General features: G+C 68.8%; 14 protein-coding genes. 6 read left to right on the forward strand and 8 right to left on the reverse strand.

Annotation, left to right across the window (positions count from 1 at the left end; translation table 11 throughout):
• Window positions 1-3: 3 nt before the first annotated feature.
• On the reverse strand, window positions 4-1254 hold the full coding sequence (locus tag WBA97_RS36375; protein WP_424235576.1) for a PhoH family protein: 1251 nt from the start codon (window positions 1252-1254) through the stop codon (window positions 4-6).
• A gap of 679 nt (window positions 1255-1933) precedes the next feature.
• Here WBA97_RS36375 and WBA97_RS36380 point away from each other — a divergent pair.
• Window positions 1934-2221 carry a hypothetical protein gene (locus tag WBA97_RS36380; protein ID WP_424235562.1) on the forward strand — a complete coding sequence of 96 codons (288 nt, stop codon included), beginning with the start codon at window positions 1934-1936 and terminating at the stop codon, window positions 2219-2221.
• Between the two features lie 53 nt (window positions 2222-2274).
• Here the strand turns inward: WBA97_RS36380 and WBA97_RS36385 are convergent, their stop codons facing one another.
• Window positions 2275-3066, reverse strand: a complete 792-nt coding sequence (locus WBA97_RS36385) for an isoprenyl transferase (RefSeq protein ID WP_424235563.1) — start codon at window positions 3064-3066, stop codon at window positions 2275-2277.
• A 47-nt stretch (window positions 3067-3113) separates the two neighbouring features.
• On the opposite strand from WBA97_RS36385, the gene WBA97_RS36390 reads away from it, so the two are divergent.
• The gene (locus WBA97_RS36390) at window positions 3114-3551 is read left to right on the forward strand and encodes a CoA-binding protein (protein WP_424235564.1); all 438 of its coding nucleotides are present in this window, start codon (window positions 3114-3116) and stop codon (window positions 3549-3551) included.
• A 103-nt stretch (window positions 3552-3654) separates the two neighbouring features.
• Window positions 3655-4281, forward strand: a complete 627-nt coding sequence (gene trhA / locus WBA97_RS36395) for a PAQR family membrane homeostasis protein TrhA (RefSeq protein WP_424235577.1) — start codon at window positions 3655-3657, stop codon at window positions 4279-4281.
• A 46-nt stretch (window positions 4282-4327) separates the two neighbouring features.
• Here trhA and WBA97_RS36400 read toward each other — a convergent pair whose 3' ends face one another.
• The 4 genes from WBA97_RS36400 to mca form a co-directional block, all read right to left on the reverse strand.
• Complete coding sequence (locus WBA97_RS36400; protein WP_424235565.1) at window positions 4328-4930, reverse strand: hypothetical protein; 603 nt, start codon at window positions 4928-4930, stop codon at window positions 4328-4330.
• A 266-nt stretch (window positions 4931-5196) separates the two neighbouring features.
• The gene (locus WBA97_RS36405) at window positions 5197-7203 is read right to left on the reverse strand and encodes a thioredoxin domain-containing protein (protein ID WP_424235566.1); all 2007 of its coding nucleotides are present in this window, start codon (window positions 7201-7203) and stop codon (window positions 5197-5199) included.
• Window positions 7204-7285: 82 nt separating this feature from the next.
• Entirely contained in the window at window positions 7286-7621 is a 336-nt protein-coding gene (locus WBA97_RS36410; RefSeq protein ID WP_424235567.1) for a hypothetical protein, read from the reverse strand.
• Window positions 7618-8499 carry a mycothiol conjugate amidase Mca gene (gene mca, locus WBA97_RS36415; protein WP_424235568.1) on the reverse strand — a complete coding sequence of 294 codons (882 nt, stop codon included), beginning with the start codon at window positions 8497-8499 and terminating at the stop codon, window positions 7618-7620. The genes WBA97_RS36410 and mca overlap by 4 nt, the downstream gene beginning before the upstream one ends.
• A gap of 140 nt (window positions 8500-8639) precedes the next feature.
• Between mca and WBA97_RS36420 the strand changes: the two genes are divergently transcribed.
• Both WBA97_RS36420 and greA read left to right on the forward strand, forming a co-directional pair.
• The gene (locus tag WBA97_RS36420; RefSeq protein WP_424235569.1) at window positions 8640-9080 is read left to right on the forward strand and encodes a DUF4307 domain-containing protein; all 441 of its coding nucleotides are present in this window, start codon (window positions 8640-8642) and stop codon (window positions 9078-9080) included.
• Window positions 9081-9258: 178 nt separating this feature from the next.
• A complete protein-coding gene (gene greA, locus WBA97_RS36425; RefSeq protein WP_424235570.1) occupies window positions 9259-9756 on the forward strand; it encodes a transcription elongation factor GreA in 498 nt (165 codons plus the stop codon).
• An 81-nt stretch (window positions 9757-9837) separates the two neighbouring features.
• On the opposite strand, the gene WBA97_RS36430 is transcribed toward greA, so the two are convergent.
• Window positions 9838-10308, reverse strand: coding sequence for an Lrp/AsnC family transcriptional regulator (locus WBA97_RS36430; RefSeq protein WP_424235571.1), 471 nt, complete (start codon window positions 10306-10308; stop codon window positions 9838-9840).
• A 147-nt stretch (window positions 10309-10455) separates the two neighbouring features.
• Here WBA97_RS36430 and hppD point away from each other — a divergent pair, with 147 nt between their 5' ends.
• Complete coding sequence (gene hppD / locus WBA97_RS36435; protein WP_424235572.1) at window positions 10456-11619, forward strand: 4-hydroxyphenylpyruvate dioxygenase; 1164 nt, start codon at window positions 10456-10458, stop codon at window positions 11617-11619.
• Window positions 11620-11641: 22 nt separating this feature from the next.
• On the opposite strand, the gene WBA97_RS36440 is transcribed toward hppD, so the two are convergent.
• Window positions 11642-11872: hypothetical protein (locus WBA97_RS36440; RefSeq protein ID WP_424235573.1), on the reverse strand; the 231-nt coding region annotated here is incomplete at its 5' end.

The raw sequence follows: 11872 nt of genomic DNA on the forward strand, positions 1-11872 counted from the left end.
TACCTACGCCCCGTGGTCCTCCAGCATCTCCGTCACGAGCGCCGCGATCGGCGACCGTTCGGACCTCGTCAGCGTCACGTGCGCGAACAGCGGATGACCCTTGAGCTTCTCGATCACCGCCGCCACGCCGTCGTACCGGCCGACCCTCAGGTTGTCGCGCTGCGCGACATCGTGGGTGAGCACCACCCGCGAACCGGTGCCGAGCCTCGATAACACGGTCAGGAGCACGTTGCGTTCCAGCGACTGCGCCTCGTCGACGATCACGAAGGAGTCGTGCAGCGAGCGGCCGCGGATGTGGGTCAGCGGCAGCACCTCGAGCATGCCGCGGTCGAGCACCTCCTCGATCACGGGCTTGCTGACGAGCGCGCCGAGCGTGTCGAACACGGCCTGCGCCCACGGCGCCATCTTCTCGGTCTCGGAACCCGGCAGGTAGCCGAGGTCCTGGCCGCCGACCGCGTACACCGGCCGGAACACGACCACCTTGCTGTGCAGGTTGCGCTCCATCACCGCCTCGAGCCCGGCGCACAGCGCGAGCGCCGACTTGCCGGTGCCCGCCCGGCCGCCGAGCGAGACGATGCCGATCTCCGGGTCGAGCAGCAGGTCGAGCGCGATCCGCTGCTCCGAGGAACGGCCGTGCAGGCCGAACGCCTCCCGGTCGCCGCGGACGAGCTGCACCTGCTTGTCCTTGGTGACCCGGCCGAGCGCGCTCTGCGACCCGGACAGCAGCCGCAGGCCCGTGTTCGTCGGGAAGTCGTCCGGAGCCAGCACGCCGAAGTCGATCAGCTCGGCGGCTCCGTCGCGGTACAGCCCGTCCAGCGTCTCTGTCGCGACGTCGAGGTCCACCATGCCGGTCCACCCGGACGGCGTGACCTCGTGCGCGCGGTACTCGTCGACGTCGAGACCGACGGACGCCGCCTTGATGCGCAGCGGCATGTCCTTGGTGATGAGCGCTACGCCCGGGGTGTGGGCGGCCATGTTGAGCGCGCACGCCAGGATCCTGGCGTCGTTGGTGTCGGTGCGGAACCCGGACGGCAGGACCGTCGGGTCGGAGTGGTTGAGTTCGACGTGCAGCGTGCCGCCTGCCGTGCCCACCGGGACGGGCGAGTCGAGCCGCCCGTGGCGTTTCCGCAGGTCATCCAGCAACCGAAGAGCCTCCCTGGCGAACCAGCCGAGCTCCGGGTGGTGGCGTTTTCCCTCCAGCTCGTTGATGACGATCAGCGGCAGGACCACCGCGTGCTCGTCGAAACGGGACATGGCCCATGGGTCCGACAGCAGGACAGAGGTGTCCAGGACATACGTCCGGCGCTGGTCGCCAGGGTCATGGGAAGAGGAATGCGAAGCACTCACGGCAACTCCTCGGCGAACGCGCACCGACGTCCGCGTGTTCCTCGAAGGGCCAGGCACCTCCCTGACCGGACGAAACGTCTGCGCCGAAGCGTCAGCCGCACCGCCCGTGAGGGCCGGGTGCCGGCCCCCTCGCGATCGTTGCCGTCACGACCAGGGCCTCCCGGGACGGAACGCGTGGGCACGACCCGTCACTTTGGACGCTACCCGTGGATCGCTGTCTCGGACAGGCAGCCACGCAGGTGATTTTCGTTTCGTGACCAGCGCCCGAGATCCACGCGAATGCCGGTTGCGCCCGATGACCCGACTACCCGGCGTGATCAACAGGCCCGTTCTGATCATCAGCCACCTGGGCGACAGCAACCGTCCACAAGCCCTGCTACCAGCGGCAAGACGTCAGCGCTTGATCACGCAGAGATCTGCGCGTAGTCGCTTCGGAAATCGAAAAGATGAATATCGCGGTTTTCCGTAACACGATTGAGTATTCGGCCACGCGCACCCAGGAAAACACCGATACTTTTGTTCCGACGGAGTGCGAATAACTAACCTCATGAGTTTCCCCATACCCCAATGTTGAAGGAGATGAAACGTGCTGAAGAAAGTTTGCGTCGTCGCCGCGGCCGCTATCGGCCTTTCGATGATCGCCCCGGCGGTCGCCAACGCGAGCCCGGTAGAACAGCGCAACCCGTGCGGCCCCTGCCAGGTGGACGAGGATGAGGAAGGTGACGGCGAGGGCGAGTACCCGACGTACTGGGACTGCGGCGGCTCCGGCGGCGGCCTGCTCGGCCACCACCCCCTCGCCATTCTGGCAGGCCTCTACATCGGTCTCGGCATCACGCACGTGCCGATCTGGCACCCGCAGGAGCCCTGCGACTGATTTACGCGGCAATCAACAACGGGACCCCGGTTTTCCGGGGTCCCGTTGTTGTGCTATGAGCCGAAACGCCGGTGGCGGATGGCGTAATCGCGCAACGCACGCAGGAAGTCGGTGCGCCGGAAGTCCGGCCAGTAGGCCTCGCAGAACCAGAACTCCGAGTGCGCCGACTGCCACAGCAGGAACCCGGACAGCCGCTGTTCTCCGGACGTCCTGATCACCAGGTCGGGATCGGGCTGGCCGGACGTGTACAGGTGCTCGGCGATGTGGTCGACGTCCAGGACCTCGACCAGCTCCTCGATGGTCTTACCCGCCTCGGCCTGGCTCTGCAGCAGCTTGCGCACGGCATCGGCGATCTCGCGGCGGCCGCCGTAGCCGACCGCGATGTTGACCTCCATGCCGTTGCGGTCCTCGGTGCGCCGCGCCGCGGCCGACAGACGTGCCGCGGTCTCGTCGGGCAGGATGTCGAGCGCGCCGATGATGCGCAGCCGCCAGTCGCGGCCCGGCTCGGCCAGCTCGTCGACCACGCCCTCGATGACCTGCAACAACGGCTTCATCTCGGACTCGGGCCGGGTGACGTTGTCGGTGGACAGCAGCCACAGGGTGACCAGCTCGACGTCGGACTCCCGGCACCAGCTGAGCAGGTCGGCGATGCGGTTCGCGCCGGCGATGTGCCCGTGCTTGACGTCGGTGAACCCGGCCTCCCGCGCCCATCGTCTGTTGCCGTCGAGCACCACACCCACGTGCCGGGGGTGGCGGCCCGCGGCCTGCTGGATGAGCCGCTTGTCGTAGAGGCCGTAGACGAGCTTCGCCGCGTTCTTGCGGAATTTCCGCCAGGCTGGTGTCACGTCCCCGCAGGGTACGCCGCCCGCTGCGGGTGGAGCACACTGGAAGCATGCGGCGAACCGACATCGACCAGCGCTGGCAGGACCTCACGGTGATCGAGCGGCTGGTGCACGAGTCACGCACCGTGGCGATCGTGGGACTCAGCGCGGACCCGGCGCGGCCCAGCTTCGGCATCGCCAAATACCTGGTGAGCGCGGGCCTGACGGTGTTCCCGGTGAACCCGGCGCTGACGTCGTGGCAGGGCCTGACCGCGTACTCCTCGCTCGCGGACGTGCCGGCGCCCATCGACATCGTGGACGTGTTCCGCCGCCCCGAGTACGTGCCGGCCGTCGCGGAGGAGGCGGTGGCGGCGGGTGCGGGGGCACTGTGGCTGCAACTCGGCGTGATCTCCCCCATGGCCGCCACGATCGCCGGGGACGCGGGTCTCGACGTGGTGATGGACCGCTGCCTCGCGGTCGAGCACCGCGAGGTCGTCGGCTGGTCGTGAGCCGGTTCACAGCGTTCTGAAGCATTACCTACGGTCCCGTAACCTGAGTTGCGTGCCAGCCACGACGTTGACCCAGCCCCCAGCCAAGCACGTGAAGCCGCGCATGCGCGGCGTGATCCACTTCTGGTCGTTCTGGGTGTCCCTGGTGCTCGGCGCGACCCTGATCTCGATGGCGGCGTCCACTGTGTCCGCCACCGCGGCGGTCGCCACGTCGATCTACGGCGTGACGGTGCTTGGCCTGTTCGGTGTGAGCGCGCTGTACCACCGGCGGTGGTGGGTGAGCCTGCGCGTACGCGCGTGGATGAAGCGCCTCGACCACTCGATGATCTTTATCTTCATCGCGGGCACGTACACCCCGTTCTGCCTGCTGGCGATGCCCCAGCCAACGGGCTACATCGTGCTGAGCGTGGTGTGGGGCGGCGCGGTGCTCGGCGTCGCGCTGAAGATGCTGTGGCCGAACGCCCCACGCTGGCTCGGCACGCCGATCTACATCGCACTCGGCTACGTGGCGGTCTTCGTGCTGCCGGAACTGCTGGCACACGCCGGTGCCGCGGCCCTGGTCCTCCTGCTGGTCGGCGGCGCGTTCTACACCCTGGGCGCGGTCTTCTACGCGACCCGCTGGCCCAACCCGTGGCCCACGATCTTCGGCCACCACGAGTTCTTCCACGCGGCCACCGTCCTGGCCGCGGCCTCCCACTACGTCGCGATCTGGCTCGCGATGTACCCGTAGCGGCGGCGTGGTCGTCCCAGTGGTTACGGGGACGACCACGGCCTCGCTACAGCTCCGGGCCCTTCGCGCGTAGGTCCTCGACCTTCGACATCGCGCCGCGCAGTTCCGACAGCCACTCGTCGGCGTGCTCGCCGACGAGCCGGACCGCCCAGGCCAGCGCCTCGGACCGGGACCGTGCGACGCCCGCGTCGACCAGCGTGTCGAGCACGAGCCGCTCCTCCTGCCGCAGCCGGGTCATCACCGGCACGGACAGGGTCGTGAACAGTTCCTCCGTGTTGCCGAGCTTCGCGCCCCACGCGACCTTGCGGCCGTAGCGGTGCTCGGCCTGGCGCGCGATCTCGATGCGTTCCTCGCGGGTGTCCTCGCGGAACCGGCTGATCCGGCCGGACTCGGCGGCCGCGCGGGCCGCGTCGTCGGCGAACTCGCCCTCCAGCGGCGGCAGCGTGCCGACCACGGTGATCTCTTCCCGGTCCACGACCACGACCGGCGACTCGGTGAACCAGCTGTCCGGCAGCCTGCCCGCGAACCAGGCGGACGCGTCGTCCGCCGACGGCAGGTCGGCCTGCTGCCAGCCGCCCCGGCCGGAACCCCGGCCACCAGGACCGCCCCAGCCGCGTCCCGGACCCCAACGGTGTCCTCTCGGTCCCATGTCGCACCTCCTGCTTACATGATTACATCGATACCGAGCTTACGGAAGGCTCCGGCCAAGAGGGTGGGTGTTCGCCGCGGGCGGACGGAGCGCGAACCGCCGCCTCGGCGGACGCGAACGGGAGACTCGCGGGTCACGCGAGCCGGACTCGCGAGTCGTGCCGGTTCAACTCGCGGGTCGTGCGAGCCGGACTCGCGAGTCGTGCCGGTTGGACTCGCGGGCCGTGTGGGTTGGTCTCGCGGGTCGTGTGGGTTGGACTCGCGGGGTTAGGTCAGGGCTTTGGTCAGGTCGGCTACCGCGGTTACCGGGCGGTCGCAGACGTAGCCGTGGCAGACGTAGGCCGCTGCGTTGCCGTCCACCAGTGGGCGGTCTGCCAGCAGCGGGCTCTCGTCCGGCTCTCCCACCAGGATCACCGAGCCGCCGGGGGCGTGGTGCAGCGCGGTTTCCCGCAGGGCCGCGCGGCAGGCGTCGTCAGCCGGGCCGACGATCGCGATCTGGAGCGGGCCCTTGGCCATCGCCTCCGCCACGCTCAGCCAGTGGCCCGCGAAGCGAGGTGCCCGCGAAGCCAGCTGACCCGCCCGCGACACCGCCTCCTCCGCGGCCGCGCGATAGCGGGCCGCGTCCGAGGGGCCCACCAGCGACGACGCGGTGAGCAGTGCGCCGGCCAGCGACGACGCGCCCGACGGGCTCGCGTTGTCGCTCGGGTCGGCCGGGCGCCACACCAGCGTGTCCGCGTCGTCGGCCGTGTCGTGGTACGCGCCGGGGGACTCCTGGTCGGCGAAGTGCGCGAGCGCCGTGTCCAGCAGCGATGTCGCCGCCGTCAGCCAGCGCTGGTCGGTCGTCGCCTGGTACAGGGCAAGCAGACCGTCGGCAAGGCAGCCGTAGTCCTCCAGCACACCGCCCGCCTCACCGACGACGCCGTCACGGGACGCGCGGCGCAGCCTGCCGTCCACCAGGTGCACCGACGTCACGAACTCGGCCGCCGTCACCGCCGAGGACAGCCACCTGGGCACGTCGAACGCGACCCCGGCCGCGGCGAGCGCGCCGATCGCGAGGCCGTTCCACGCGGTGATCACCTTGTCGTCCCGCGCCGGCTGCGGACGCTCCACCCTGACCTCGAGGAGTTTGCGGCACACCTCGTGGAGGCGCTCGTCGTCGCCGGGTTCTGACAGCAGCCGCAGCGTCGACGAGCCGTGTTCGAACGTGCCTTCCGCCGTGACCCCGAACAGGTCCGCCGCCCACGGGCCGTCCTCCGCGCCCAGCACCTCGGTGAGCTGCTCCGGGGTCCACGCATACGTCAGGCCCTCGATGCCGTCGGTGTCCGCGTCAAGCGATGCCGCGAACCCGCCAGCACCGGTGCGCAGCCGGTGCAGCAGGAAGTCCGCGGTCTGCTGCGCGACCACGCGATACCGCACGTGCCCCGTGCGCAGCGCGAGCCTGGTGTACAGGCTCAGCAGCAAACCGTTGTCGTACAACATCTTCTCGAAGTGCGGCACCACCCAGCCCGCGTCCACGCTGTACCGTGCGAACCCGCCGTCGAGCTGGTCGAAGATGCCGCCGGAGGCCATGGCCTTCGCCGTGCCCTCCACAATGGACAACGCTTCGACCGAGCCGGTGCGTTCGTGGTGGCGCAGCAGGAACTCCAGCACCATGGACGGCGGGAACTTCGGCGCGGTACCGAAACCACCGTTGTGCCGGTCGTACTCGGCGAGCATCGCCGCGGCCGACGACGCCAGCACCGCATCGTCCACGGCGGACAACGGCAGCGCCGCGGTCTGCTTGCGCAGCTCGGCGACGATCCGGCCACCAGCCTCCCGCACCTCAGCGTCACGGGACCGCCACGCCTCGTCGACCGCGCCGAGCAACTGCCGGAACGACGGCAGGCCGGGCCGCGGCGTCGGCGGGTAGTAGGTGCCGCAGTGGAACGGCTCGCCGTCCGGGGTGAGAAAGCACGTCATGGGCCAGCCGCCCTGCCCGGCCATGGCCTGCGTCGCTGTCATGTAGACCGCGTCGACGTCCGGCCGTTCCTCGCGGTCCACCTTGATGTTCACGAACTTCTCGTTCATGACCGTGGCGGTCTCGGCGTCCTCGAACGACTCGTGCGCCATCACGTGGCACCAGTGGCAGGCCGCGTACCCGACCGACAGCAGGATCGGCACGTCCCGGCGCCGCGCCTCCTCGAACGCCGAGGGCGACCACGGCCACCAGTCGACCGGGTTGTCCGCGTGTTGCAGCAAGTACGGACTCGTCGCGTGCGCCAGCCGGTTCGCCATGACACCAGCCTCTCAAACGCCAGCTCACCCCGCGCGCCGCGCGCGCAGGGCAGCGTCACCGCCTACGAGGCTGGACGGGGCACTAGCTCTTCTTGTCCTCGGCGGGAGCGTCCGCCTCTTCGGCCTTACCCTCGGCGGGCTCGGTAGCCGCCGAGGACTCCGCGTCCTCGGGCTCCTTGTCGAACGACGCGGGCACCTTCTTGAGGTGCTTGGTCATCGAGCGGACCAGGAACGCGACCGCGATGAAGAACAGCAGCAACACCAGTAGACCGACCGGCGACGACTTGCCGAAGTCCTCGCCACGCCCGCCCGGCTCGTTCGGCTGGGAGGGCTGCGCGACCACGGCGGTCGTCTGCCAGTCGGCCTGCCGGTAGACCGAGTCCGGCCCGAGAAACAGTGGGCCGGAACCTGAAGTCATGCGCTTACCTTCTCCGTGATCCCCGAGAACAGGTCGTCCTCGGGCAGTGTGGTGTCGACCAGGGACCGCACCAGCTCGTAGTCCTCGTACGGCCAGACCTCCCGCTGGACCTCCAGCGGCACGATGAACCAGCGGCTGTTGGGGTCGATCTGCGTCGCGTGCGCGAGCAGCGCGGCGTCCCTCTTCTCGAAGTATTCCCCACACTCGACGCGCGTCGTTATCCGGTCGGCGACATCGCCCTTGTCCTCGTCCCAGTCCTTCAGCCACTCGGCGTACGGGGACTCGAGACCGCGGGCGAGTAACGCCTCGTGCATGGCCTTGAACCGCTTGCGGGAGAAGCCGTGGGAGTAGTAGAGCTTCAGCGGCGTCCACGGCTCGCCTGCCTCCGGATGGAGGTCGGGGTCGCCTGCCGCGTCGAAGGCCGCGACCGACACCTCGTGGCAGCGGATGTGGTCGGGGTGCGGGTAGCCGCCGTTCTCGTCGTAGGTGATGACGACGTGCGGCTTGAACTCGCGCATGAGCTTGACCAGCGGCGGCACCGACTCCTCGAGCGGCACGAGCGCGAAGCAGCCCTCCGGCAGCGGCGGCTTCGGGTCGCCCTCCGGCAGGCCCGAGTCGACGAAACCGAGCCAGTGCTGCCGGACGCCGAGGATCTCCGCGGCGCGGGCCATTTCCTTGCGCCGGTACTCGATCATGTTCTCGATCACTTCCGGCCGGTCCATGGCGGGATTGAGGATGTCACCCCGTTCACCGCCCGTGCAGGTCACAACCATGACCTCGTGCCCGTCGGCCACGTACTTCACCATCGTGGCGGCACCCTTGCTCGACTCGTCGTCGGGGTGTGCGTGCACCGTCATCAGACGCAGCTTCTCAGCCATGACCCTTCGGTTCCTCCCTGAACGTCCCCCGGAGTCACCCGCCCTCGGCGATGAGCGGATACTCGGCTCGGACATACGAACCACTCCGGCGGGGTGCATTGTTCCCGCCGGGTCCGACATTTTGTCCTGGAGGCCCGAGGATGACCGCCCCCGGTAGCACGATGCTGGAGGACCGCTACGGCACCAAGCCGCGGCGCGCCACCAAGCGGACCTACTGGGTCATCGGCGCGATCGCGCTGGTCGTGAGCGGTGTGGTGGCCTGGATCGCCTACCAGAACCTCGGGACAGCTGCCATCGAGACGCAGGCCACGAGCTTCTCGAACCTGCCGGACGACCGCATGAAGCTGACGTTCGACATCACCAGGGACACGCCGGAGCGGCCCGCGGTGTGCATCGTGCGTGCGCGGGTGCTCGACGGCAGCGAGGGTGGTCGCAGGGAGGTGTACATCCCCCCTGGCGCGGGCACCATGACCATGTCCACGGTCATCACGAGCAGCGGCGAACCGGTAACCGCCGATGTGTTCGGGTGCTCCTATCAGGTGCCGGCATATCTGTCCACGCACATGCCGCCAACAGGGTGAACTAGACCGCCTCCCTCGGCATATCAGGATAAAACGGACAAGCCAATCCCGGCATCCGTGGTATTCTGACCTACCTGCACGGCCCCCTTGGCGGGCCGTGTTTTTCCATTCCGGGTGTCCGCCGCCCACCCGGGACTACCGCCCCGAATCCACGGGATCCGGAAGTATTGACGAGGAGTTGGTGACCGTGAGCGACACCCAGGTGACCTGGTTGACCCAGGAGGCCTACGGTCGGCTCAAGCAGGAGCTCGACGAGCTGATCGCGAATCGCCCGGTACTCGCCGAGAAGATCAACACGAGCCGCGAGGAGGGCGACCTCAAGGAGAACGGCGGTTACCACGCGGCCCGTGAAGAGCAGGGGCAGAAGGAGGCGCGCATTCGCCACCTCCAGGAGCTCCTGCGCAACGCCAAGGTCGGAGAGGCGCCCAGGAACGACGGCCTGGCCGAGCCAGGGAAGGTCCTCACCATCCGGTACGAGGGCGACGACCAGGACGAGAAGTTCCTGCTCGCCACGCGCGAGGAGGGGGCAGAGGGGGAGCTGGAGGTGTACTCGCCCGAGTCGCCGCTGGGGAAGGCTCTGCTCGGCGCCAAGGAAGGCGAGACGCGCTCCTACGAGCTGCCGAACGGGTCCACGCAGAAGGTGACTCTCGTGAAGGCTGTGCCTTACTCGGGCTGATCCCTCGGGACCGCTGGGGACAGACGTCTGTTGGGTGTGGGGCTTGGGCCGGCGATGCCGGCCCAAGCCCTTCGCCGCGTCTCAGGTACCCGCGACCTTCTCCAGCAGCGGGCGGACCCGGGACGGGACCGGGGTCGACAGGGCGATCGACGTCGAGGTCCTGCGCACCCAGCTGACGTCCACCACCTCGTCGATCACCCGTTGCAGGTCGGCGTTGGACTTCGCCACCATGCGGACCAGGAGATCGCCCTCGCCGGTGGTCGCGTGGACCTCGCAGACCTCGTCGATCGCACGCAGGCGTTCGGTCACCTCGGCGCGCTTGCCCTGCGCTATCTCCAGCACCGCGAACGCCGTCAGGCCGTAGCCCATCGCCGCGAGGTGGACCTCCGGCGGGAACCCGGTCAGCACACCCCGCTGTTCGAGGCGGTCCATCCGCGCCTGCACGGTCCCCCTCGCCACACCGAGCCGCCGCGAGCACTCCAGCACGCCGAGCCTCGGTTCGTCGGTGAGCAGCAGCAGCAGTTCGGCGTCCAGCCGATCGATCTCCGACACTCCACGCGCCTCCTACACATACTGCTCATCTTGTCCGCCAACTGTGGCTGACATCCGTGCAGATTGTCCAGCAATTCTAGCCACTGTTGCGCAGACTGCCCTGTCCGAACGATGCTGCGATCACCGCCGCACCACCGGGAGGACGACATGACCGACACCATCGACGACGTCACCTTCGACCAGATGCGCCAGCTCGTCGGGCTGGTCGACTACGACGAGTCGAAGGACCCCTTCCCCGTGAAGGCGATGGACGCCATCGTCTTCGTGGTCGGCAACGCCACGCAGACCGCGTGGTTCTACCAGGCCGCGTTCGGGATGACGCTCGTCGCGTATTCGGGCCCGGAGACCGGGCAGCGCGGCCACAAGTCGTTCGTGCTGAAGGCCGGTTCGGCCCGGTTCGTGATCAACGGCGGCGTCGCCCCCGACAGCCCACTGCACGACCACCACCGCAAGCACGGTGACGGGGTCGTCGACCTGGCACTCGAGGTCGCCGACGTCGACCAGTGCATCGCGCACGCCCGCGCGCAGGGCGCGACGGTCCTGGAGGAACCGCACGACGTCTCCGACGAGTTCGGCACCGTGCGGCTGGCCGCCATCGCCGCCTACGGCGAGACCAGGCACACGCTCGTCGACCGGTCCCGCTACTTCGGCCCCTACCTGCCGGGGTACGTCGAGAAGGCGGGGCGCCCCCGCAAGCGGCTCTTCCAGGCCGTCGACCACTGCGTCGGCAACGTTGAGCTCGGCAAGATGGACTACTGGGTCGAGTTCTACAACCGCGTGATGGGCTTCGTGAACATGGCGGAGTTCATCGGCGACGACATCGCCACCGACTACTCCGCGCTGATGTCGAAGGTCGTCTCCAACGGCAACCACCGGGTCAAGTTCCCGCTGAACGAGCCGGCGATCGCGAAGAAGAAGTCGCAGATCGACGAGTACCTCGAGTTCTACGCGGGCGCGGGCTGCCAGCACATCGCGCTGGCCACCAACGACATCATCGGGACCGTCACGGCCATGCGGGAGGCGGGGGTGGAGTTCCTCGACACCCCCGACTCGTACTACGACGACCCCGCGCTGCGGGCCCGCATCGGTGAGGTGCGGGTGCCGATCGAGGAGCTGAAGCGCCACCGGATCCTCGTCGACCGCGACGAGGACGGCTACCTGCTGCAGATCTTCACGGCCCCCATCGGCGACCGGCCCACCGTGTTCTACGAGCTGATCGAGCGGCACGGCTCGCTGGGCTTCGGCAAGGGCAACTTCAAGGCGCTGTTCGAGGCCATCGAGCGCGAGCAGGACGCCCGCGGCAACCTCTGACCCGCAGCGGCGGGCGTCCGCGTCACACGCCGAGCGGGGCGCCGTCGCAGCAGTTGGCCTTCATGTGGCAGTGCGGGCACAGCCACCTCGTGGAGATCGGGTCGAACTCTTTCCCACAGAAGTCGCACGGCATGACGGCACCGTACGACGTCTCGCGCCGCAACGGTTCGAGGCGCGTCGGGTCGGGCAGGATGGCGCCATGCCGACCTACGTCGCGTTCCTGCGGGCCATCAACCTCGGAGCGACCCGGAAG

Source organism: Actinophytocola sp. (genome assembly GCF_049647105.1).
Lineage (GTDB): Bacteria > Actinomycetota > Actinomycetes > Mycobacteriales > Pseudonocardiaceae > Actinophytocola.

Excerpts from the sequence above, each read along its gene's own strand:
- WBA97_RS36410 (WP_424235567.1), bottom strand. The coding sequence starts at position 7,621 with ATGACTTCAGGTTCCGGCCCACTGTTTCTCGGGCCGGACTCGGTCTAC.
- WBA97_RS36420 (WP_424235569.1), top strand. The coding sequence starts at position 8,640 with ATGACCGCCCCCGGTAGCACGATGCTGGAGGACCGCTACGGCACCAAG.
- mca (WP_424235568.1), bottom strand. The coding sequence starts at position 8,499 with ATGGCTGAGAAGCTGCGTCTGATGACGGTGCACGCACACCCCGACGAC.
- WBA97_RS36375 (WP_424235576.1), bottom strand. The coding sequence starts at position 1,254 with ATGTCCCGTTTCGACGAGCACGCGGTGGTCCTGCCGCTGATCGTCATC.
- WBA97_RS36390 (WP_424235564.1), top strand. The coding sequence starts at position 3,114 with ATGCGGCGAACCGACATCGACCAGCGCTGGCAGGACCTCACGGTGATC.
- trhA (WP_424235577.1), top strand. The coding sequence starts at position 3,655 with ATGCGCGGCGTGATCCACTTCTGGTCGTTCTGGGTGTCCCTGGTGCTC.
- WBA97_RS36400 (WP_424235565.1), bottom strand. The coding sequence starts at position 4,930 with ATGGGACCGAGAGGACACCGTTGGGGTCCGGGACGCGGCTGGGGCGGT.
- WBA97_RS36405 (WP_424235566.1), bottom strand. The coding sequence starts at position 7,203 with ATGGCGAACCGGCTGGCGCACGCGACGAGTCCGTACTTGCTGCAACAC.
- hppD (WP_424235572.1), top strand. The coding sequence starts at position 10,456 with ATGACCGACACCATCGACGACGTCACCTTCGACCAGATGCGCCAGCTC.